15 protein-coding genes and 1 pseudogene are annotated in these 22536 nt (G+C 69.5%); 6 read left to right on the top strand and 10 right to left on the bottom strand.

The genetic code is table 11. From position 1 onward, the window contains the following. Positions 1–24 precede the first annotated feature (24 nt). The 9 genes and pseudogenes from H613_RS27800 to H613_RS0119425 all read right to left on the bottom strand — a co-directional run bounded on the left by H613_RS27800 (position 25) and on the right by H613_RS0119425 (position 11292). A complete protein-coding gene (locus H613_RS27800; RefSeq protein WP_035738653.1) occupies positions 25–1641 on the bottom strand; it encodes a beta-N-acetylhexosaminidase in 1617 nt (538 codons plus the stop codon). 159 nt (positions 1642–1800) lie between these two features. Then, the gene (locus tag H613_RS27795) at positions 1801–3054 is read right to left on the bottom strand and encodes a coiled-coil domain-containing protein (protein WP_051393583.1); all 1254 of its coding nucleotides are present in this window, start codon (positions 3052–3054) and stop codon (positions 1801–1803) included. A gap of 129 nt (positions 3055–3183) precedes the next feature. Further along, positions 3184–4203 (bottom strand): hemolysin family protein, encoded by a 1020-nt coding sequence (locus H613_RS0119455; protein ID WP_026925103.1) that lies wholly within the window; start codon positions 4201–4203, stop codon positions 3184–3186. Next, the gene (locus H613_RS0119450; RefSeq protein ID WP_026925102.1) at positions 4200–5555 is read right to left on the bottom strand and encodes a hemolysin family protein; all 1356 of its coding nucleotides are present in this window, start codon (positions 5553–5555) and stop codon (positions 4200–4202) included. Before H613_RS0119450 ends, H613_RS0119455 begins: the two co-directional genes overlap by 4 nt. A 172-nt stretch (positions 5556–5727) precedes the next feature. Continuing rightward, positions 5728–6240: a heat shock protein transcriptional repressor HspR gene (locus H613_RS32450; RefSeq protein WP_281171208.1), complete on the bottom strand. Its 513-nt coding sequence runs from the start codon at positions 6238–6240 to the stop codon at positions 5728–5730. A gap of 76 nt (positions 6241–6316) precedes the next feature. After that, positions 6317–7453 carry a molecular chaperone DnaJ gene (gene dnaJ / locus H613_RS0119440; protein WP_026925101.1) on the bottom strand — a complete coding sequence of 379 codons (1137 nt, stop codon included), beginning with the start codon at positions 7451–7453 and terminating at the stop codon, positions 6317–6319. Between the two features lie 322 nt (positions 7454–7775). Further along, a pseudogene (grpE, locus tag H613_RS27785) lies at positions 7776–8351 on the bottom strand (nucleotide exchange factor GrpE); the annotation flags it as partial. After that, positions 8348–10201 carry a molecular chaperone DnaK gene (dnaK, locus tag H613_RS0119430; RefSeq protein ID WP_026925100.1) on the bottom strand — a complete coding sequence of 618 codons (1854 nt, stop codon included), beginning with the start codon at positions 10199–10201 and terminating at the stop codon, positions 8348–8350. The pseudogene grpE and the gene dnaK, both read right to left, overlap by 4 nt. A 659-nt stretch (positions 10202–10860) precedes the next feature. Next, positions 10861–11292: a hypothetical protein gene (locus tag H613_RS0119425; protein WP_156926145.1), complete on the bottom strand. Its 432-nt coding sequence runs from the start codon at positions 11290–11292 to the stop codon at positions 10861–10863. 841 nt (positions 11293–12133) lie between these two features. Here H613_RS0119425 and H613_RS0119420 point away from each other — a divergent pair. Continuing rightward, a complete protein-coding gene (locus H613_RS0119420) occupies positions 12134–12625 on the top strand; it encodes a DUF1349 domain-containing protein (RefSeq protein WP_026925098.1) in 492 nt (163 codons plus the stop codon). A gap of 175 nt (positions 12626–12800) precedes the next feature. Here H613_RS0119420 and H613_RS0119415 read toward each other — a convergent pair whose 3' ends face one another. After that, positions 12801–15398: a glycoside hydrolase family 48 protein gene (locus H613_RS0119415; RefSeq protein ID WP_026925097.1), complete on the bottom strand. Its 2598-nt coding sequence runs from the start codon at positions 15396–15398 to the stop codon at positions 12801–12803. A gap of 513 nt (positions 15399–15911) precedes the next feature. On the opposite strand from H613_RS0119415, the gene H613_RS0119410 reads away from it, so the two are divergent. The 5 genes from H613_RS0119410 (at position 15912) to H613_RS0119390 (ending at position 21901) form a co-directional block, all read left to right on the top strand. Beyond that, positions 15912–17237, top strand: a complete 1326-nt coding sequence (locus tag H613_RS0119410; protein WP_026925096.1) for an ABC transporter substrate-binding protein — start codon at positions 15912–15914, stop codon at positions 17235–17237. Between the two features lie 225 nt (positions 17238–17462). Next, the gene (locus tag H613_RS0119405) at positions 17463–18410 is read left to right on the top strand and encodes a carbohydrate ABC transporter permease (RefSeq protein WP_026925095.1); all 948 of its coding nucleotides are present in this window, start codon (positions 17463–17465) and stop codon (positions 18408–18410) included. Continuing rightward, the gene (locus tag H613_RS0119400; protein ID WP_026925094.1) at positions 18407–19330 is read left to right on the top strand and encodes a carbohydrate ABC transporter permease; all 924 of its coding nucleotides are present in this window, start codon (positions 18407–18409) and stop codon (positions 19328–19330) included. The genes H613_RS0119405 and H613_RS0119400 overlap by 4 nt, the downstream gene beginning before the upstream one ends. Then, on the top strand, positions 19327–20766 hold the full coding sequence (locus H613_RS0119395) for a GH1 family beta-glucosidase (RefSeq protein WP_051393582.1): 1440 nt from the start codon (positions 19327–19329) through the stop codon (positions 20764–20766). Before H613_RS0119400 ends, H613_RS0119395 begins: the two co-directional genes overlap by 4 nt. A 31-nt stretch (positions 20767–20797) precedes the next feature. Then, positions 20798–21901: a LacI family DNA-binding transcriptional regulator gene (locus H613_RS0119390; protein ID WP_084546780.1), complete on the top strand. Its 1104-nt coding sequence runs from the start codon at positions 20798–20800 to the stop codon at positions 21899–21901. The last annotated feature ends 635 nt before the right edge of the window (positions 21902–22536 follow it).

The raw sequence follows: 22536 nt of genomic DNA, 5'->3' as shown, positions 1-22536 counted from the left end.
ATCCGCGCCGTGCCGTCTCGGCCGCTATTCGGCCGGGTGCTCCTCAAAGGGCCGGTCGAAGCGCCCGCGGGTGCCGGTGCCGCCCCTCTGCCACGGCCTGGGGCCTTCGAGCGGCCGGTAGGCGATGCCGAGCGCGTCCAGTCGCATCAGGTGGTCCTCCAATCGCTCGAGCACCGGGGAGGCCGCACGGGCCTCCGGGGAGGCCCACGCGACGTCGGCGAACACCGCCAGGCGCGGGAACGCCCGGTACTCGACGTCGCGGGCGAACGGCATGTACTCCGACCACAGCTGGCACTGGACGCCGAGCAGCGACTCGGGGTCGACGCCGGGCGGCACCGGCTCCCAGGCGGCGACCTTCTCCACCGGCGTGAGCCCGTGGATGCTCAGCGGCTCGTCCGCGCTCTCGCTCTGGTAGTGGTCGAAGTAGGCGTACGGTTCGGGCGAGGCGATGACCTGGTGCCCGGCGTCGGCGGCCTTCTTGACGTAGGCCTCGTTGCGCCACACGCCCACCACGGCCTCGGTCGGGGCGCCGCCGTCGAGGATCTCGTCCCAGCCGATCACCCGGCGGCCCAGCGCGGTCACCTGCTCGACGAACGCGCGCGTGAACCAGGCCTGGACGCCGCGGACCTCGGCGATGCCCTCGCGCTCCATGAGCTCGGCGGCCACCGGCGATCGCTCCCACTGCGCGGTGGGCACCTCGTCGCCGCCGATGTGGATGAACGGGGCGTCGAAGACCTCGGCGACGGCGGTGAACACGTCGCGGGCGAACGCCAGCGACGCCTCGGTGGGCTCGAGGACCTCCTCGAAGACGCCGAACGTGGTGGCGACGCCCTTGCCGTGCCCGGTGCCGAGCTCGGGGTAGGCGGCCAGGACGGCGCGGGTGTGGCCGGGCAGGTTGATCTCGGGGACGATCATGATGTGCCGCTCGCGCCCGTAGGCGACGATCTCGCGCAGGTCCTCGAGCGTGTAGTAGCCGCCGTGCGGCGTGCCGTCGAAGCCGGCCTCGGCGAGGGCGTGGCCGACGACGGTCTCGGTCCGCCAGGAGGCGGTCTCGGTGAGCTTCGGCCGGGCGGGCACTTCGACGCGCCAGCCCTGGTCGTCGGTCAGGTGCAGGTGGACGACGTTGAGCCGGTGGAGCCAGGCCCGATCGATCATGGCGAGCACGAAGTCCTTGGACTGGAAGTGCCTGGCCACGTCGACGTGGACGCTGCGCCAGCGCAGGCGCGGCGCGTCCTCGATCGCGACGCGCGGCACGACCGGGCGGGCGGCGGGGGCGGCGCGGAGGGCGCCGGCGGGCAGCAGCTGGCGGAGGGTGGCGATGCCGCGGGCGATCCCGTCGGGGTGGGCGGCGGTGAGGTCGACGCCGCCCTCTTCGATGCGGAGGCGGTAGGCCTCGGCCTCGGTCGTCAGGTCGGCCGGGCGTGGGCCTTCGAGCCGGAGGCGCACGGCGGGGCCGTCGTAGGCGGCCTGGACGCTCAGGCGCAGGCCGGTGCCCCGGGCGAGGAGGTCGGACAGGAGCCAGGCGAGGCCGGTGGTCTCGGGGTCGGGGGCGACGATGGCGCCCAGGGCGGCGAGGTCGGTCTCGCCTCCGGCGTCGGCGAGGTGCTGCGGCTGCGGGATCAGCGATATGCGGCGCTGCATGCGGGGGCTCCTGTGGTTCGGCTCGGCGGACGGCTGGGCGCCTGGGGGGTCGACTCAGCCGCCGACTTAATTAGTTCAGTTTATTTATAATATAGGTTGGCGGCGGGAGCGGCCAGTCCCCGCACGGCGGAACTGCCGCGGCCGCCCCGCCGCCTCCCGCTAGCCGACGACCGGCAGCTGCTGCGTCGAGTCCAGGTCCGAGGGCTCCCGCTGCCGGTTGATCGGCACCCGCGGCCCCGGATCGGGGGCGAACGACGCCTCGTCGTCGCCGCCGGAGACGAGGCCGAGCTGGCGGCGCAGGTCCCCCAGGTTCGACCCGGCGCTGTCGCGCTGGCGCTGCAGCGTCGCCACCTCCTCGGCGAGCGGCTGGACGCGCTCCTCGGCCCGCTCGGCGGCGCTGCGGCGGACCCGCGCCGCCTCGGCCTCCGACTCGTCCTTGACCGACCTGGCCTGGTCGACCGAGCGCTGCAGCGCGTCCTTGGCCTGCTGGTCGGCCTCCTCGCGCCGCTCGATCGCCCGGTTGCCGGCGGTGCGCGCCCGCTCCTCGGCGAGCGCGAGCCGCTCCTCGGCCTCGGCGACGATCCGCTGCGCCATGGCGATGGCCTGCTGGTGGCGGTCGGCCTCCTCCTTCTGAGCCCGCTCGCGCCGCTCGGCCTCGGTGAGCGTGAGCTCCTGGGTGCGCCGCTTGCGGTGCTCGACGGCCTCGGCGATGAGCCGCTGCGCCGCCCCCCGGTGCTCGTCGGCCTCCCTAGAGGCCAGCGCCCGCAGTTCGGTCACCTCGCGCTCGGCCGTCGCCCGCGAGACGGCGATCTCCCGCTCGGCCTGGCTGCGGACCTTCTCGGCCTCGGAGCGGGCCTGCCCCTGCATGGTCTGGACCTCGCGCTTGGCGTCGGCGCGGGCCAGATCGTGGTTGCGCCGGGCGTTCTCGCGCAGCTCGGTGGTCTCGCCGACGGCCCGGGAGCGGATCTCGGCCACGTCCTGCTCGGTGGCGGCGGTGAGCTCGGCGGCCTCGGAGCGGGCCGAGCGCATCATCGTCTCGGCCTCCGAACGCGCCTCGGTGAGCATGGCCGAGGCCTGGCGCCCCGCCTCCTGGCGCTGGACGGCGGCGTCCTGCTCGGCGGCGCGCAGGATCTTCTCCACGCGCGCGCCGAGCCCGGCCAAGGTGGGCTGCTCGGCCTCGGCGATCTGCGAGGCGCGGTCGGCGACGCGGTGCTCGAGGGCGGCGATGCGCTCCTCGGCGCGGCGCAACTGGTGCTCGGCGGTGTCCAGGGCGGTCCGGGCGTCGGCCTGCCGCCGCTCGCTGCTCTTGATGTTCTGATACAGCCGGGTGGTGAACTCGTCGACCTGATGGCGGTCGTAACCGCGCATGCTGACGGCGAATTCGGGCCCGGTCTCCTCAAAGAATTTCGACATGGTCTTCCAGAGTTGACGTAAATCACGGGAAACGGTTGATGAATCATCATCACGCCCGTAAACGGCGAAACCGGCGACGACACGCGCGGTAGGCGTGTCGTCGCCGATTTCGTCTACGTTCCTCTGGCGCTATCCGACCGTGTCGGTCTCGTCCTCGAACTCGCCCATGATCTCCTCGAGCAGGTCCTCCATCGCGACCAGGCCGCTCACCTGCCGGTCCGGGCCGGTCACCAGCGCCAGCTGGGCCCGCTGGCGCCGCATGAGCGTCACCGCCCCCGACACCGTCGTGTCGGCCGCGACCAGGAGCGGCGCCGCCGCCAAGTCCGCCACCGGCTCCTCGGGCCCGGCCTGGACGGCCTCGCGGACGTGCACGAGTCCCACCGGACGGCCCTCGGCGTCGACGACGACCAGGCGCGAGCGCCCCGTCTCGCGCGAGCGCGCCTCGGCGTCGACCGCGCTCGCCTCCGAGCCGATCGTGACCACTTCGGACCACGGGACGGCGACCTCGCCGACCGCCCGCCGCTGCACCTCGATGGCGTGCGCCAGGATCAGGTGCTCGGGCTCGCGCAGCAGCCCCGCCTCGACCGAGGACCGCAGCAGGTAGCGCAGCTCCTCGGGCGAGTGCGCCTGCGCCTTCTCATCGGCCGGCTCCACCCGGAACATCCGCAGCATCAGGTTCGCGCCGTGGTTGAGGCCCAAGAGGATCGGCTTGGTGACGGCGACGTACCCGGTGAACGGCCAGATCAGCGCCATCGCCGAGGTTTCGGGGTGGCTGATCGCCCACGACTTGGGCATCATCTCCCCGACGACCATGTGCAGGAACACCACCACCAGGAGCGCGACGGTGAACCCGATCGGGTGCGCGGCCGCCTCGAGGCCGACCGCCTCCAGCGGCACCTCGATGACGTGCGCCAGCGCCGGCTCGGCGAGCGCGCCGAGGCCGACGGTGCAGGCCGTGATGCCCAGCTGCGCACCGGCGAGCATGAGCGAGAGGTTCTTCGTCCCGCGCAGCGCCGCCTGGGCGGCCTTCGAGCCGTCCTGCTCCAGCCGGTGCTGGCGCGAGGCGACGAGCGAGAACTCCGCGGCCACGAAGAACGCGTTGGCGACCAACAGGACCACCGAGATCAGCAGTGCCGGACCGGTGCTCATCGGGCCTCCCCGGGCTCGCGGACCGGCTGCGGCTGCAGCTCGATCGCCTGCGGCACGTGCCGCGTGCTGGAGACGACGACCATGCGCACGCCCCGCGGCGTCCCGTCGGTCTCGGCGCCGTCCACCTCGACCGCGTCGCCGGGGTGCGCCACGCGCCCCAGCTCGGCCATGACCAGGCCGGCGATCGTCTCGTAGTGCTCGCCTTCGGGCAGCGCGATACCGGTGGCGTCGGCGACCTCGTCGATGCGCCAGCGCCCCGGGATGAGCCAGGCGCCGCCGGCCAGGGAGACCGGGACGGCCTCGAACCGGTCCTGCTCGTCGCGGATCTCCCCGACGAGCTCCTCGGCGATGTCCTCGAGAGTGACGATCCCGGCGAAGCCGCCGAACTCGTCGACCACGCACGCCAGCTGCCGGTGCTCCGAGCGCATCCGCTCCAGCAGCGTCGGCAGCGGCAGCGAGGCGGGCACCAGGAGCGCGTCGTCGGCGATCCGGCCGACCGGGACGGTGGCCCGCTCGCCGCGCGGCACCTCGATGAGCTGGCCGATGCCGATCACGCCGCGGATGTCGTCGACGTCGTCGCCGACGACCGGGAAGCGCGAGTGGCCCCCGGCGAGCGCCTCGACCGCGTCGGCGACGCTGGCCCCGGCCGACAGGGTGTGGACGTTGACGCGCGGGGTCATGGCCTGCTCGGCGACGATCTCGGAGAAGTCCAGGCCCCGGTCGAGCAGGTCCGACAGGTTCTGGTCGAGCGCGCCCTCGTCGCGGGAGACGTCGATGATGCGGTGCAGGTCTTCGGGGGTGGCCGAGTGCTCGAGTTCCTCGACCGCGTGGATGCCGAGCAGCTTGAGCAGCTTGATCGAGGCGGTGTCGAAGAAGCGGATGAGCGGCCCGCACACGGTCATGTAGACGTGCGTGGGGGCGGCCAGCGCGAGCGCGAGCGCCTCGGTGCGGGCGATCGCGAGGTTCTTGGGACCGAGCTCGCCGAGGATCATCTGGACGATGTTGGCGACGACGATCGCGAGCGTGACGCCGAGCGCGATCGAGACGGCGGCCGGGACCCCGGCGAGGCCGAACGCGTCGGCCAGGCCCTGGCCGAGGTACGGCTCGGCGAAGAAGCCGACGAACAGGGCGGTGACGGTGATGCCGAGCTGGGCGCCCGAGAGGGCGAAGGACAGGCGCGAGCAGATCTGGCGCGCCCGCTTGGCGCGAGCGGCGCGGCGGCCCTCGCTGTTGGCGGCGATGTCCTCCAGGCGGGAGCGGTCGACCGCGGTGTAGGCGAACTCGAGGGCCACGAAGAAGCCCGTGGCGGCCGTGACGACCAGGATGATGACAAGGCCGAGCGCGATCAGCACCGGCTTCGCCCCCCAGGGAGCCCCAGAGAATGGGGCTCGGTATCAGCGGAGGGCGATGCGGCCTTCCGTCGTCTTCGTTTCCGTTTCTCTCTGGACATGCGAAGATCCTAGCCGCATCCGGCCCGCGCGCACAGTGCCATCGTCCCCCGGATCGGCGGCGCGGACGAGGCGGTCACTGCCGCTTGCCCTGCCACAGCACGATGTCGGTGCCGCGGCGCTGGAACGGGCCGGCCATGGCGCGCAGCTCGGCGAGCTGGGCACGGGAGGCGCGCAGCTCCTCGACGACGGCGGCGAGCTCGGCGCGCATGGCCGCCACCTCGCGTTCGAGGTCCATGATGCGCTTGACGCCGGCGAGGTTGACGCCCTCGTCCTGGCTGAGCCGCTGGATCTCGCGCAGCTGCGCGACGTCGCGGGCGGAGTAGCGGCGGCCGCCGCCGGGCGTGCGGGCGGGCTCGACCAGGCCGAGCCGGTCGTACTGGCGCAGCGTCTGCGGGTGCATGCCGGCCAGTTCGGCGGCGGCCGAGATGGCGAAGATCTTGGCGTCGAAATCGAAGTCGGCGTCGTCCGCGGCAGCGCCGCGCTGGAGGAACGTGACATCGACCACGGTTCGCATCCGCGTCTCGCGCCGCTCGTCCCTGCCGGCCGGGCGCCGGTCGCCGCTCCCTGCGTTCTCGGAGGCGGTCACGGTTCACTCCCATCGGGTGGTTCGAGGCACCGGGCCGCGCGCGCCCGGGCGGCGCGCGCGGTCTCTCGGTGCAACGTCATTGGCCTGTCAGCTGTTCCAGTTTCGAGCGGTCGACCGGCGGGGCCGCGGCGGCGTACTTCTCGAGCGCTTCCCTGGCCTCGGGCGAGAGCTCCGCGGGCACCTCGACGTCGACGGTGACCAGCAGGTCGCCCTTGCCGGGCACGCCGCGGCCGCCCAGACGCAGGACCCGCCCGGTGGGCGTGCCCGCGGGCACCTTGACCGTGACCGGTCCGTCGAGTGTGGGCACTTTGATGCGGGCGCCGGTGGCGGCCTCGGGGAACGAGACCGGCAATCGCAGGGTGACGTTGTCGCCGTCGCGGGCGAACAGCGGGTGGGCCCGCACGCCGACGCTCACGAGCAGGTCCCCGGCGGGGCCGCCGCGCTCGCCGGGCGCGCCGCGTCCGGCGAGGCGGACGGTCTGGCCGTCGGCGACGCCGGCGGGCACGCGGATGGTGATGACGCGCTCCTTGGTGACCGCGCCGGTGCCGCCGCAGTCGGGGCACGGGTCGGTGACGACGGTGCCGGTGCCCTCGCAGTCGGGGCACGGCTGCGCGAAGCTGAACGCGCCCTGGTTCTCGGTGATCAGCCCGGACCCGTTGCAGCGCAGGCACCGCGACGGGCTCGTGCCGGGCTCCGCGCCGGTGCCGCGGCACGTCTCACATTCCCCCGGGGCGTGCATCCGCAGCTCGGTGGTGGTGCCCTTGACCGCGTCGGCGAAGTCGAGCGTGACGTGGGTGCGCAGGTCATTGCCCTTGGTCGCCCCGCGCCGCCGCGCCTGGCCGCCCGAGCCGCGGCCGAACAGGTCACCGAACAGGTCGCCGAAGCCGCCGGTGGCGCCACCACCGCCGCCGAACAGGTCGTCGAAGTTGACGTTCGGCCCGCCGCCGGAGCCGCTGAAGCCGCCGAACCCGCCGCGGCCGGACTTCATCAACTGGATCTGGTCGTATTCGGAGCGCTGCTTGTCGTCGTGGAGCACCGAGTAGGCCTCGGAGACGCCCTTGAAGCGCTCCTCGGCGTCGGGGGCCCGGTTGTGGTCGGGGTGCAGTTCGCGGGCGAGCTTGCGGTACGCCCGCTCGATGTCCTTCTTGGAGGCGTCCTGCGGCACGCCGAGCTCGGCGTAGAAGTCCTTCTCCATCCACTCCTGCGATGCCACCGGACGCCTCCTTCAATATTCGATCGTCGGTTCTTCCGTGCGCGGGTCAGGAATCCCGCTCGCCCTCGCCGTCCTTCTCGGACTCGGCGCCGTCCTCGGCGCCCGCTCCGCCGTCGGACTCGGCGACCTCCGGGTCGTCGGCGCCCTCGGCGGGGGCCTCGGTGGACTCGGTCCTGCGGCCGGGCTCGGCGGAGGCCTCCGGGTCATCGGCGCCCTCGGCCGGATTCTCGGTGGACTCCGTCCTGCCCTCGGACTCGCGGGACGCGGCGCCGTCGGCCTCCGGCCGCTCGGCGGGCGTCGGCTCCTCGAGCGGTTCGTCGAGCGGCTCGGCGACGGCCACCAGCGCCGGGCGCAGCAGCTTGTCACCGAGCCGGTAGCCGCGCCGCATCACGTCGATGCAGGTCGGCCCGTCGACGTCGCCCATCTGCATGTGGGCGACCGCCTCGTGGAACGTCGGGTCGAACGCGTCGCCCTTCTCCCCGAACGGCTCCAGGCCCTGCTTGGCCAGCGTGTTGACGAGCTGCTCGGCGACCGAGCCGAACGGCCCGGTGAGGTCGCCGTGGTCGCGGGCGCGGTCGAGGTCGTCCAGGATCGGCAGCAGGCTCGAGAGCACCGCCCCGGTCGCCAGCTCCCCGGCCCGGGACTTGTCGCGCTCGACGCGCTTGCGGTAGTTCTGGAACTCCGCGTTGAGGCGCTGGAGGTCCCTCGTGCGCTCCTCCAGCGTCGCCTGGAGGACCGAGACGGTGTCCTCGGCGGCCTGGCCGTCGTCGGAGGCCTCGGCGAGGATGTCGTCGACCGTCAGCTCCTCGCCGCTTGCATCGGTGTCGTCGCCGCCGTCCGGGGCGGCCTCTTCGGCTTCCCCGGACTCGTCGGCTTTGCGCTTGTCCTCGTCGCTCACTTCTGGTCCTTGTCGTCGTCGACGATCTCGGCGTCGACGACGTCGTCGGCACCACCGGCGGCCCCCGCGTCGGTTCCGGGCGCGCCGCCCGCCGTCTGCTGCTGCTGCTCAGCTTGCGCCGCCGCGTACATGGCCGCGCCGGCCTCCTGGCTGACCTTCGACAGCTCCTCGGTGGCCCCCTTGATGGCCTCGATGTCGGACCCGGCCAGCGCGGACTTGAGCGTGGCGGTGGCCTCGTTGATCCGGCCCTTGGTGTCCTCGGGGATCTTGTCGCCGGACTCGGCCAGCAGCTTCTCGGTCTGGTAGACCAGGCCCTCGCCGGTGTTGCGGGTCTCGGCCTCCTCCTTGCGCTGCCGGTCCTCCTCGGCGTGCTCCTGGGCCTCGGACATCATCCGCTCGATGTCGTCCTTGCCCAGGCTCGAGCCGCCGGTGATCGTCATCGACTGGGCCTTGCCGGTGGCGGTGTCCTTCGCGGAGACGTTGACGATGCCGTTCGCGTCGATGTCGAAGGTGACCTCGATCTGCGGCATGCCGCGCGGGGCCGGCGGCAGGCCCGTCAGCTCGAAGGTGCCGAGCTTCTTGTTGTAGGCCGCGATCTCGCGCTCGCCCTGGAAGACCTGGATGAGCACGGACGGCTGGTTGTCGTCGGCCGTGGTGAAGACCTCCGAGCGCTTGGTCGGGATCGTCGTGTTGCGCTCGATGAGCTTGGTGAAGATCCCGCCCTTGGTCTCGATGCCGAGGCTCAGCGGCGTGACGTCGAGGAGCAGCACGTCCTTGACCTCGCCCTTGAGCACGCCTGCCTGGAGCGTGGCGCCGATGGCGACGACCTCGTCGGGGTTGACGCCCTTGTGGGCGTCGCGGCCGATGAGGCGCTTGACCAGGTCGGAGACGGCGGGCATGCGGGTCGAGCCGCCCACGAGGATGACGTGGTCGATCTCGGAGACGTTGATCCCGGCGTCCTTGACGGCCTGCTCGAACGGCTTCTTGCAGCGGTCGAGGAGGTCGGAGGTCATCTGCTCGAACTCGGCGCGGCTGAGGCTGACGTCCAGGTGCAGCGGGCCGTCGGGGCCGGCGGTGATGTAGGGCAGGTTGATCGAGGTGTTCGTGGCGCTGGACAGCTCGATCTTGGCCTTCTCGGCGGCCTCCTTGAGGCGCTGCATGGCCATCTTGTCCTTGGACAGGTCCACGCCGTACTGGCCGTTGAAGGTCTTGACCAGGTGCTGGATGATGCGGTCGTCCCAGTCGTCGCCGCCGAGGTGGTTGTCACCGCTGGTGGCCTTGACCTGGATGACGCCGTCGGCGATCTCGAGCAGCGAGACGTCGAAGGTGCCGCCGCCGAGGTCGAAGACGAGGATGGTCTGCTCTTCCTCGCCCTTGTCGAGGCCGTAGGCCAGGGCGGCCGAGGTCGGCTCGTTGATGATGCGCAGGACGTTGAGCCCGGCGATCTCGCCCGCCTCCTTGGTGGCGGTGCGCTGGGCGTCGGAGAAGTAGGCCGGGACGGTGACGACCGCGTCGGTGACGTTCTCCCCCAGGTAGGCCTCGGCGTCGCGCTTGAGCTTCATGAGGATGCGCGCGCTGATCTCCTGGGCGGTGTAGGACTTGCCGTCGATGTCGACCGACCAGTCGGTGCCCATGTGGCGCTTGACCGAGCGGATGGTCCGGTCGGGGTTGGTGACGGCTTGGCGCTTGGCCACTTCGCCGACCAGGACTTCGCCGTTCTTGGCGAACGCGACGATGGACGGGGTGGTCCTGGCTCCTTCAGCGTTGGTGATGACCGTGGCCTCCCCGCCCTCAAGGACGCTGACCACGGAGTTCGTGGTGCCGAGGTCGATGCCGACCGCACGTGCCATGTTGATCTCCCGGAATAGTGGAACAGATGTCTAGGTGCCTCAGTCGGCCGGGCGGGACCCGGATCCAAGTTGAGTCAGATAGACTCATGTTCACTCCGAGGGCACATTCCGTCAAGGCGATCGCGGCGATTGTGATGAAACACACGAAAGTTGAGTCGACGAGACTCAACTTTCGAACACGGGCGAGGGGCGCTGTTCTTGAGTGCCGCGGAGGCACACTGCCCGCACACGCGCGATGCGGCCCTCGATGCGAACGGGCACCAGGTGATCTCGGGCGTACCGCCCCCACAAGCGCGATGCGACCGGCCACAATCATCTCCGAAAAAAGGCCGCCGCTCCGCGGGGCGATGCGGCCGCGATCCGAAGCACCGGCCGACCGGACACGGCGCCGCATTACCAAGCCGAGCGCAACCGCCCGTCACGTCGGCCTGAAGTCCTCCGTTGCACACGATGCCCGCCGGGCGACCGCAGCAGCCGACCGCACCGGCAGGTCGGACCGTCCACCGCTCACCGCGCGGCATCAAGCCTAAGCGCGAAGAGCACCGAACGCCTTCGATCCACCCAGCGCCGACTACATCGCATCCGAAGCGCACCACGAAAACCACCGCACGGCAGGCCGGAACCGTCCGCCGCCCACCATGCACCGCCCGGGATCGGGCCTAAGCGTGATCGGCCGCCCCCCGGTGGGCGGCCAGTTGAGCGGATTCGCAGCACTGGCTGATGAGGTCGTCGGCTATCTGCCAGGCATCACAGGGCCATGCCTGTTTACAAGAGGTGCAGTCGACGCCGAGCAGCTGCTCGGGGAGGTGCTCGCGCCACATGGTGGCGGCGAGTTCCCAACCGGTGATCTCCGCGATGCCGGGCGGGGCGTCGATCGGCGGTGGATCCTCAATGGAGAAGAAACCGCCCGGCGGCTCGCGGCGGGAGCGCCGACCGCGGCCCGCGGCGTTGTCGCCGATCACCCCGTCGACGGCGGTGTGGCGCGAGGAGCGGCGAGCCGGGGCGCTGCGGTCCTGGCGCGGAAGCCCGCGCCCGACCCCAGAGGACTGGGAGGTCAGCGACACCGGTCTCACTGAATGCTGCATGCTCACGCTCTCTCCTGATCCGCCATCGCTTCCATATCCTTCGCACTCCTACACCTCGCTTAACGGTCGAGGCGCCGCAGAGGACACGGGCATGAGCCGGATTCGACACTCGAGATCGCATGGGCACGCCACACACATGTGCGACCAGTGGGCCATCCCGGATCACGGGCGACAACGGCGACCGATCGCCGAAGGAGGTTATCCACAGGCCCGAAGCACACCCGTAACCTCTATCCGAAACACCCGACACAACTCCCACCAGCGAAAACACTGCAGGTGCCGGAAGTTGTCCACAGGCGAAAAAAGAGTCCTTGAAAGTCTTGACTTCGCGTGACAGGGTCCATGCAAAAACGAAGTAGACAGCTAGTCAGCCCTATAGACGTTCCTCTGGCAGGCCAGCGGTGTAGTGGGATCCGCGGACACCGCATAAAAGATCGCGCGGGGTAGCTCCCCGCGCGGCGCCTGCCGATCACCACCGCGCGGTGGCGGGTGGCGTGCGATCGGGCCCGATCGCACGCCACCCAAGAAACAGTCCCTTTGGGAAACCGCCCCGTGAGCGAGTCATTGTCAATGCGGCACAAGCACGTTACGATGCACGTGCATTACGATCGTGCAAAGGAAGCAACTTCACCGCTTCCGAGAAACGCTTTCCGAAAAGCGTAACCGACACCGCACTGAATGCATGGGAACGCTTTCGAACTGGTATTTCACGCAGATGTCGGATGCGAAGTCTCGATTAACTTTGCGTTACATAGACCGTTTTGTCCGAATGTGTCCTCTTCGCGTATGGCATGATTGGTTCATGCAATCTCCTTCAGAAGAAGTACAATGGACTGTTGATGGTGGATTGATCAATCCCTACTTCGAAATCAAGTCCACCTTCCTCCGCCGCGCCGGGGATGAGCACCAGCGCGACCACGCCTACATTTACGGCCTCAAAATGGAAGGAGACGGAGAGGTCGCCATGCGGTTCCGGCCCGAGCACCGGCACCAGCACTCCGAGGCCTCCCTCACCATCCGGGTCGACGAGACCAATTGGGTCAAGACCAGCGCCGAATACCTTGGCGGCCAACACCTCGTCAGCACCGTCACCACCCGCGACCACACCGACTGGTCGCTCTCCCCGGTCGACTCCGTATCCGACGAGATCTGGCTGCGACTCATCCGCAGCGGCGGCACCGTGACCGTGGCGCACGCCGACGACGGGGTGGACTACACGACGATCGCCTCGACCTACCTCCCCGGCGGCGTCTCGGCCATGGCAGGCATCGCGAGCGCCCGCCCGGTGAGCGAGGGTTTCTGGGACGCCGCACAGGACCTGGACATCGAGGTCCGCTGACCGAAGGGCCGGCGCTCAGGGCGATGGCGCGCTGAGCATAGAGGTCGGGCCCGGCGACGCAGCCGGGCCCGACCTGTGTGCTCAGCCAGACCGGTCCGCAACGGGACGGGCGCGCACCCGTTCGGGTGCGCGCCCGCGCCTCACTCACGGACCCGATCGGGCCCTGTCGTCACTCCTATTCGAAGAGAAGGGCGTAGGTCTGGAGCGCCGTGGCGATCTCGACCTCGTGCCAGTAGCGGTGGTAGCTGAACTCCGGGGCGTCGCCGGTGCAGCCGCTGTCGATGTACGCCTGCACCTGGTCCCAGCCCTCGAAGTCCTTCATGAAGGACCGGATGCCGATGAAGGTCGAGCCCGGCTCGATCACGTCACCGTTCGGCATGGTGCCGGACCAGCCGCTCGGGACGTAGACCTCGTCGGTGAAGCGGCAGTAGTCGGCCCGCTCCTCGACCCGGGTGATGCCGACGCCGTCGTTGAACGACCACAGCGCGTCCAGCAGGTCCGAGACGGTCTGCTGCAGCTCGGTGTCGTTCGTGGCCGCGGCGTAGTACGCCAGGATCTTGGCGGTCGCACCCGCGACGCCCGGGTCCTGCGACTGGGTCGCGACGCTCACCGACAGCCCGTTGCCGGGCTCGCCCGACCACTCGAGGTCGCCGGGGAGGCTGTAGTCGGTGCTGGTGATCGTGCTGTTGTCCAGCACCCAGTCGACCCAGTCGTCCAGCAGGGCCCCGGCGCGCTCGTCACCGGTGTAGTAGTACAGCTGCGCGACGCGGTCCATGCCCCACGCCTGGAAGCCGAACCAGCGGTTCGACGGCGGGTCGTGCCAGACCGGCTGCCAGTCGTAGGCCATGCCGTTGAACTCGGCGCTGGAGGTCGGCTGGCCGTAGTGGCCGCCCCAGTTGTTGGTCGCACCGCCCGCGATGGCGCCCTCGGGCGACTGCAGCCACTCGAGGAACTCGAGCTGGGTGTCCAGGCTGGTCGACCAGTCGGAGCCGGCGGTCGGCGATTCCGGCGTCAGCGAGCCGTCCTCACTGAGCGCGTAGGCCGCCATGACGTTCTGGTAGCCCTGGTGAACACCCGAGCCGCCGATCCGGTAGGACCAGTCGCCGTTGATGCCCATGCCCCACGAGTAGTACCAGCTGATCAGGTAGTGGAACGAGTCCTTGCCGGTCGCACCCGGGCAGCTGGAGGCGTCGGTGCAGTCGCCGATCTGCTTGAAGTACTTGTCGGCGAAGGAGTACCGCAGGTAGTCGCCCATCTTGGAGGCCTTCTCCAGCGAGCTGTCGACGGCACCGGCCTGGCCCTGCTCCTCGGCCCACTGCTGCGCCAGCCACGAGGCCTGGATGGCCCGGGCGTCCGCGTCGGGGGCGTCGGTGTACTTCTCCTGCTGGGCGTACTGGTCGTCCCCGATGAACAGGTCGAGGAAGCCGTTCGGGCCGCCGAAGTCGAAGGTCTCGCACGTCGGCTGCGTGATGGTCTCCCAGGTGGATTCCTGCTCACCGCGCTGGAACGTGTTGATCCCCGACGGCTCGGTGGTGCCGTCGCCGCACTCGCCGAAGCCGTAGGCGTTGTCCAGATCCCAGATCCAGTGCATGCCGTAGATCTGGTTCGTCCCGTAGGTCGACTTCAGCTCGTTCGCGAGCGGGTCCTGGCCGACCGGGACGCTCGAGTCCAGGTCCGTCGGGTAGTTGCTCGGGTCGGGCTGCTCCGGGGCATACGTTGCCGGGGAGTTCGGGTCGTAGTTGCTCGGGTTCATGTCCGGGATCGTGTACTCGTCGATCCGGTCCCAGGCGTCGTTGAACGGCTGCCAGTCACCGGTGACCTGCCCGTAGGCGGCTTCGAGCCAGATCTGGTAGCTCAGCGCCTCGGAGGTGGTCTGGTGGCCGTAGTCCGGCGCCTCGACGATGAGCTCCTCGACCGAGTGGTACGGCAGGCCCGTCGCCTGGTGCAGGTACGGGGAGTCCGATCCGGTGAGCTGGTCGTACAGCTCCAGGAAGCGCTCCTCGTTCTGGGTGACCTCTCCGGTGTCCATGGCGGAGACGGTGACCTCGACCGGGTCGAAGCCGGCGGCGGCGACGGTGAAGGTCGCCGTGCCCTCGGCGTCGTCGGCCGCGGCGATGGTCACCTGCTGGGCGTCGTCCCAGTTGCTCGGGCCGAAGTTCAGCGAGGCGCCGGAGTCGACCGAGAAGGCGTCCGAGCCGCTGCTCTGAGTGGTCGTCACCGCGACATCGCTGTCGAGTTCGCCGGTGAAGGCGACGTCGAAGTCGACGGTGGCGCCGGGCTGGACCACCAGGTTGGCCTGCGAGACGTCGAGCGTGGGCTCGGCGGGGGTGATGTCGCCCTCGCAGGACTGGCCGTTGACGCTGAATCCGGTGGGCTGCGCGGCGTTGCCGGCGCCGATGAAGCCGAAGACCTCTCGGGTCTGGCCGGAGGCGATCGAGCCGTTCCAGCCGACGTCGGAACCGGTGAAGTGGCTGCCCGAGGTGTTCCAGTCGACGTTCCAGGCCGAGGACACCGAGGTGCCGGAGGGGAAGTCCCACTCGACGGTCCAGCCGTTGAACGCGTCGGTGCCGGCGGTGATGTCGACGGCCGCCTGGAAGCCGCTGCCCCAGTCGTTGGCGACGCGGTAGTCGACAGTGCAGTACTCGTTGGCGAACGCCTGGGGCGCCGCGATCGCGCCGAGGGCGCCGACCAGGGCGACCGGCAGGCCGATCGCGGCGCCGCGGCGCCATCGGCGGCGTCGCCGAGGCGGCGGCGTCGGGGTTTCGAGTTCCATTATGGTTACTCCTGAGAGCTGGTCTGAATGTCCGGTTCTGGTGGGAGCGCTTGTGTCGTCCCAGGGCCGTCATATGACGCGTGTGGAACGAAACGGACCTTCGGAAGGAAGCGCTCCCAAGCCATCGTCGCAAGACTCGGACCTGTATGTCAATACATTGACATCTCTAAATTTATTTTGGGCGCATTGTCCCGTGCCGCCGAGAAGCGCCGATTTCCCTGGTAGAGAGCGTGTCATCAACCAGTTACAGCGAGACATCTGAGAACGTCGATATCTTCGCACACGGCGACGAAGTAACAAAAGAGTAACTCCTCCCACAGCCGGGCTTGCGTCATGCGTCACGCTCCCGTAAGCTTCTGGTATCGCTCCCAAAGCGATGACATCCTCCATCACCCGGCCGGGCGCCAGCGCCCGTCCCTCGACCCCCGTGGTCGACCCCTTTCCAGACCGACGACTGCGACAACCCCTCCCACAACACGGCGCCCCTCGGCGCCCGGAAGGAAACCAGCAACGATGCATCTCCTCAACAAGCACCGCGGGAAGGCGGCCCTGGCGGCGATCGCCGCGGGCACCCTCGCGCTGAGCGCCTGCGGCGGCGACGACAGTGGTGACGACGGCACCACCGAAGACGGCAAGATCCAGCTCACCGTCCAGATGTTCGGCAAACTCGGCTACGTCGAAGCCGGCCTCGAAGAGAAGTACGAGGCCGACCACCCGAACATCGACGTGGTCCTCGAAGGCGACGGAATCAACTTCAACGACGACTTCCTCCCCGCCATGGAGGCGGCCCTCCAGGCCGGCTCCGGCGCCGGCGACGTCATGGGCATGGACGAGCAGGGCATGGCCCAGATGCTGGCCAACGAGGACTATTGGGCCGACCTCGCCGAATACGGCTACGACTCCCGCGCCGAGGAATACCCGGCGTGGAAGTGGGACCTCGGCCACACCCCCGGCGGCAAGCTCGCCGGCTTCGGCACCGACGTCGGCGGCATGGGCATGTGCTACCGCTCCGACCTCTTCGCCGAGGCGGGGCTGCCGACCAACCGTGACGAACTCGCCACGGCCTGGGCCGACTGGGACGGCTTCAAGACCGTCGCCCAGACCTTCGTCGACTCCGGCGTGGACGCCGACTTCCTCGACAGCCCCACGCAGCTGCAGAACATGCTGCTGGGCCAGGTCGCCGGACAGGGCGACGGCCAGATGTACGTCGACGCCGAAGGCAACCTGACGCTCGACTCCGAGGCCGTCCAGACCTCGGTCAACACCATCGTCGAGCTCAACGAGATGGGCGCGATCGGCAACTTCGTCTCCTGGAGCGAAGAGTGGATCGCCGCGCAGGCCGAGGGCGGCTTCGCCGTCATGCCGTGCCCCGCGTGGATGCTCGGCGTCGTCGAGGGCAACGCCGGTCCGGACAACGCCGGCAACTGGGACTTCGCCGCCGCACCGGGCGTCTCCGGCAACTGGGGCGGCTCGTGGCTGCTCGTCCCGGCCCAGAGCGCGCACCCTGAAGAGGCCGCCGAGCTGGCCGCGTGGCTGACCGCCCCCGAGCAGCAGGTCGCCGTCTTCGAGGCCGTCGGGCCGTTCCCGTCGACCTTCGAGGGCGCCGAGATGGTCGCCGACTACACCAACCCGTACTTCAACGACGCGCCGGTCGGCGAGATCATCGCCGCCTCGGTGGCCGACTTCCCGTCCCTGGAGTACACCGAGCTGCACCCGGCCGTCAAGGGCGCCGTGGAAGGGGCCCTCAACGGCCTCGTCGACGGCACTTACACCTCCGACAACATCTGGGACGCCATCCAGTCCGACTCCGAAGACGCGGTGGCGCTCGGCGGAATGTAACCCGAAGGCGCCCGTCACCCGGTGACGGCGCCAGTCGCCGCAGGGAGCGGTGATCCCCCAGGCACCGCTCCCCACCTCTTCGGCGACCAACGCTCCGGCCCGCCGACCCGCTTCCCAGCGACGGCACTCCCCCCGCGAGGAAGCGGTCGGCGGCACCGGCGCCGTGTCGGCCCGCCGCGCCCCAACCCGCGGCGGGCCGACTCCTTCGGACCGATGAGAGGAACCATGACCACCGCAGTCGACACGGCTCGAACGCACCGGCGCCGGACCTTCCGCAACCGGCTCCACCAGTTCGACCTCAAAGGCGTCCCCTATCTCTTCGTAGCCCCCTTCTTCCTGCTGTTCGCAGTGTTCGGGCTCTTCCCGATGGGCTACACCGTCTACGCCTCGCTCCACGAATGGAGCACCCGCAAACCCGACCAGACCTTCGTCGGCCTGGACAACTACAAATTCCTGCTGTTCGAGTACGAACGCTTCCCCTGGTCGATCGTCAACACGCTCGGCATGTTCGTCCTCGCCACCATCCCGCAGCTCATCGTGGCCCTCCTGGTCGCCAACGCGCTGAACAAGCGCCTGCGGGCCCAGCTGACCTGGCGCATGCTCGTGCTCGCCCCGATCGTCACCTCCGTGGTGGCCGTCGGCGTCGTCTTCGCCCGCATCTGGGGCCAGGAGTACGGCATGATCAACGGCTTCCTCGGCCTGTTCGGGGTCGACAACATCAACTGGCAGGCCGAGCGGTGGAGTTCCTGGACCGCCATCGCCTCCATGGTCGACTGGCGGTGGATGGGCTACAACGCCCTGATCTTCCTGGCCGCCATGCAGACCATCCCCAAGCAGCTCTACGAGGCCGCCGCGATCGACGGCGCCAACTCCCGGCAGCAGTTCTGGAATATCACCGTCCCCCAGCTCAAGCCCGTCATCATCTTCACCACGTTCATCTCCACGGTCGGCGGGATGATGCTCTTCGTCGAGCCGATGATGTTCAGCTCGGGAAGCTTCGACGGCGGCAGCAACGGCCAGTTCCAGACCACCTCGATGGTCCTGATCGACCTGCTTCGCACCTACGGCAACTACGGCATGTCCGCCGCGGCCGGATGGCTCCTGTTCATCGTGATCGTGCTGCTGGCCGGCTTGAACTTCCTCGTCGTCAACCGCATCCAGGGGAACAAATGAGCACCGTCCTCAAACCGCCCGCGCCCGCCGCCGCACCGACGGCGCCCCCGAGCAGGAAGCGCCCGAAGCGCCGCGGCGAGTCCGGCGCGCACGTGCTCGAGCCGACGGCGCTGACCCGCATCGGCCTCATCGCCGTCGTCGTGCTGTCGATCTTCCCGCTGTACTGGATGATCGTCATCGCCTCGCGAACCACCTCGGCCGCCTCCAAGTTCCCCCCGGTGCTCATCCCCGGTGGCAACCTGGGCCAGAACATCGAACGGGCCCTGACCGACCCGCAGGCGAACCTGCTGCTGGGCCTGCAGAACTCCTTCATCATCACCGGCACCGTCACCCTCGCGGTCGTGCTCATCTCGACCCTCGCCGGATTCGCCTTCGCCAAGCTCCGCTTCAAGGGCTCCAAGCTGCTCATGTTCGGCGTCATGGCGACGATGATGGTTCCGCTGCAGCACCTGGGCCTGGTCCCGCTCTACCTCATGATGGTCAAGCTCGACTGGCTCGACACCTACCAGGCCGCGATCCTGCCGTTCCTGGTCAACGGCTTCGGGATCTTCCTGATGCGGCAGTACACCCTCCAGTCGGTCCCCGACGAGATCATCGAGGCCGCCCGCATCGACGGCGCCACGACCTTCAAGATCTGGTGGCGCATCGTCCTGCCGGCGCTGCGTCCGGGCATGGTCGTGCTCGGCCTGCTCACCTTCATGCTCAACTGGAACGAGTTCCTGTGGCCGTTCCTGGTCCTGAGCAGTGAGACCCCGACGATCCAGCTGGCGATCCGCCAGATCTCCGTCGGCCTGTACTCCACGGACCTTTCGATGGTCTTCACCGGCACCCTGATCTCGATCATTCCCATCACGATCCTGTTCCTCATCTTCGGACGGCAGATCGTCAGCGGCATCATGGAAGGTTCCACCAAACAATGACCATCGACATCGACACCACGACGGAGGGCGACGGCATACTCGCCGCCCGGTTCCCAGCGGGCTTTTCCTGGGGCGCGGCCACTTCCTCCTACCAGGTCGAAGGCTCGACCACCGCGGACGGGCGCGGACGGTCCATCTGGGACACGTTCGTCGCGGAGCCGGGACGGGTCGTCGACGGGTCCAACGGCGACAAGGCCATCGACTCCTACAACAACATCGAGGGCGACGTGGGCCTCGTCGGCGAGCTGGGCCTCAACAGCTACCGGTTCTCGCTGTCGTGGCCCCGAATCTGCCCCGACGGCGACTCCCGCGTCAACCGCGCCGGGCTGGACTACTACTCGTCGCTGGTCGACGCGCTGCTCGATGCGGGCGTGACGCCGTGGGTGACGCTCTACCACTGGGACCTGCCGCAGGCGCTGGAGAACGCCGGCGGCTGGCCCAAGCGGGACACCGCCGAGCGGTTCGGGGAATTCGCGCAGCTGGCGCACGCGGCCCTCGGCGACCGCGTCAAGCACTGGATCACGGTGAACGAGCCGTGGTGCGCAGCGTTCCTGGGCTACGCCTCGGGCGAGCACGCGCCGGGGCGCCGGGAGCCGGCCGCGTCGATCGCGGCGGCGCACCACCTGATGGTGGGGCACGGGCTGGCCGCGCGGGCGATCAAGGAGGCCGACGCGGACGCGACGGTGAGCATCGGGCTGAACTTCTACCCGGTGTACGCCGCCTCGGACGCGCCGGCGGACGTGGACGCGGCGCGGCGGGTCGACGGGGTGCAGAACCGGTGGTTCACCGACGCGGCGCTCAAGGGCTCCTACCCCGAGGATGTCGTGGAGGACTTCGCGGCGGTGACGGACTTCTCGTTCATCGAGGTCGGCGACATGGAGCTGATCAACGCGCCGATGGACTGCCTGTCGGTGAACTTCTACAGCCAGTTCACGGTCACCGGCGCCGAGGGCGGGGCCTCGTCGGCGTCGGCGGCGCCGACGGGCGCGGGCTCGGCGTGGCCGGCGAACGAGCACGTCGGTTTCATCACCACGGGGCTGCCGCAAACGGACATGGGATGGGAGATCGCACCGCAGGGGCTTACTGAAACGTTGAAACGCCTCCATGCGAACTACCCTGGGGTGACACTGGCGGTCACTGAGAACGGCGCGGCCTTCCCCGACAAGCTCGTCGAGGGCCAGGTGCCCGACTCCGAGCGGCTCGACTACATCCGCGACCACCTCGGCGCCTGCGCCGACGCGGTCGAGGCGGGCGTGCCGCTGGTGGGCTATTTCGCATGGTCGCTGGCCGACAACTTCGAGTGGGCCTGGGGATATACCAAACGGTTCGGACTGGTTTATGTTGATTTCGAAACCGGACAACGGGTCGTGAAGGACTCGGGCAAGTGGTACGGCGACCTGGTGCGGCAGGCTCGTTCGAACGGTGAGGCAAAATAAAATCACGCAACGGAGCCCGAGGTGATGCACGATGACCGAGACCCGATCTGACGGACCCAGCACTGGTTCGCCGCAGCCCGCACGGCAGTCCCCGAACGGCCGGACCACCAGGCGCGCGCGCGGCGCGGGGCGACCCACGCTCGACACCGTCGCGCGCCACGCGGGGGTCGGTCGGGGGACGGTCTCGCGCGTCATCAACGGCTCCCCCAAGGTCGCCGAGGACACCCGGGCGGCGGTGCTGGCCGCGATCAAGGAGCTCGGGTACGTCCCCAACCAGGCGGCGCGGACGCTGGTGACGCAGCGGACCGACACGGTGGCGCTGGTCGTGACCGAGTCGCAGGAGTGGCTGTGGAGCGAGCCGTTCTTCGCGGGGGTGCTGCGCGGGATCACCGAGCAGCTCGCCGAGGAGAACATGCGGCTGATGCTCACGTTCGCGCCGCGCGACGGCGACCGCAGCCGCCTGGAGTCCTACCTGATGGGCGGCCACGTCGACGGGGTCATGATGGTCTCCAGCCACGGCGGCGACCCGCTGCCGGAGCGGCTGGAGGACGCCGGGATCCCGATCGTGCTGTGCGGTACGCCGGTGGGGTTCCGCCCGCTGGCGTACGTGGACTGCGACAACCGATCGGGGGCGCGCCAGGCCGTGGAGTACCTGGCCGAGCGGGGCCACAGCCGGATCGGCATCGTGGCGGGGCCGCAGGACATGGCCGTGGGCGTCGACCGCCTCAACGGCTACCGTGACGGGCTGCGGGGACACCGGCTGCCGGTCGAGGAGCGGCTCGTGGCGGTGGCGAGCGGTTTCGACGAGGCCAGCGGCATCAAGGCCGCGAGGCAGCTGTTCGATGACGCCGGGGAGCTGGACGCGGTGCTCGCGGCCTCGGACCCGCTGGCGATCGCGGCACTGCGCGTGGCGCGGGAGCGCGGCTTCTCGGTGCCGGGGGATCTGGCGCTGATCGGCTTCGACGACTCGCCGCTGGCGGAGGTCTCGGAGCCGCCGTTGACGACGGTGCACCAGCCGACCGAGACGATGGGCCGCGAGATGGCGCGCCTGCTGTGCGGGCGCGTGCGTGGCGAGGAGGCGGGACCGTTGGTGACGATCCTGGGCACCAGGATCGTGGTGCGGGAGTCCGCTTAGCGCTGGCGGTGTGAGCGATGCCGGTGTAGGGCGTTGGTCCGGTGTTGTCCTTTTTTGGGATGAGAGACCGGATCGCCTCGTTGCTGGTTGAGCGGTGGTGAGTGCCGTATTTACGGCAGGGTGTAGTTCGGTGCGCCTGGGGAGCCCGGCAATGGCCCTTCGTTCGCGGGCGGGGTCCCTCGTGTGCGTGGTTGCGGTGCGCTGCGGCAGCGACAAAGACGGGAGTGATCGTTTCGGTCCCTCTTCGGCGGTGGGGTACCTTTCGGTGCGGCTTCAAGCGGGCGGCGACAAAGACGGGACCTCTTCCCCTGGCCCCTCTCCGGCACCGAGGTTCACCTGTTCCTTGTGGAGTGATTGTGTGTGGCGGCCTGTTGCCTTGGGAGGGTTGGGGTTCGGGTCTGAAACATGAAACCTTTCGCATCCTTCGGGTGATGACGAACCGGCCCCCACCTGGGATCATTGGTGTATAGCACGAACCGCCGGAAACGGCAGGCTCGTACGGATCACCAAGGGAGGTGTGACATGGCCACAGCGAGGAAGCCCAGCCGCCAGGAGCGGACCGAGCGCTCGGCGGCCATCCACACCGAGCTTGACGAGTCGGCGGCCCTGATCAATCAGGTACACGCCAGCGTGCT

Source organism: Glycomyces arizonensis DSM 44726 (assembly GCF_000482705.1).
GTDB classification, from domain to species: domain Bacteria; phylum Actinomycetota; class Actinomycetes; order Mycobacteriales; family Micromonosporaceae; genus Glycomyces; species Glycomyces arizonensis.
Note: the sequence above shows the minus strand (reverse complement) of the source record. Positions and strands in the feature narration are given on the sequence as shown.

Bases quoted from the DNA above. Each gene is read 5' to 3' on its own strand.
- H613_RS27800 (WP_035738653.1), bottom strand. From the start codon at position 1,641: ATGCAGCGCCGCATATCGCTGATCCCGCAGCCGCAGCACCTCGCCGAC.
- H613_RS0119395 (WP_051393582.1), top strand. From the start codon at position 19,327: ATGACCATCGACATCGACACCACGACGGAGGGCGACGGCATACTCGCC.
- H613_RS0119455 (WP_026925103.1), bottom strand. From the start codon at position 4,203: ATGAGCACCGGTCCGGCACTGCTGATCTCGGTGGTCCTGTTGGTCGCC.
- dnaK (WP_026925100.1), bottom strand. From the start codon at position 10,201: ATGGCACGTGCGGTCGGCATCGACCTCGGCACCACGAACTCCGTGGTC.
- H613_RS0119415 (WP_026925097.1), bottom strand. From the start codon at position 15,398: ATGGAACTCGAAACCCCGACGCCGCCGCCTCGGCGACGCCGCCGATGG.
- H613_RS0119410 (WP_026925096.1), top strand. From the start codon at position 15,912: ATGCATCTCCTCAACAAGCACCGCGGGAAGGCGGCCCTGGCGGCGATC.
- H613_RS0119405 (WP_026925095.1), top strand. From the start codon at position 17,463: ATGACCACCGCAGTCGACACGGCTCGAACGCACCGGCGCCGGACCTTC.
- H613_RS27795 (WP_051393583.1), bottom strand. From the start codon at position 3,054: ATGTCGAAATTCTTTGAGGAGACCGGGCCCGAATTCGCCGTCAGCATG.
- H613_RS0119400 (WP_026925094.1), top strand. From the start codon at position 18,407: ATGAGCACCGTCCTCAAACCGCCCGCGCCCGCCGCCGCACCGACGGCG.
- H613_RS0119390 (WP_084546780.1), top strand. From the start codon at position 20,798: ATGACCGAGACCCGATCTGACGGACCCAGCACTGGTTCGCCGCAGCCC.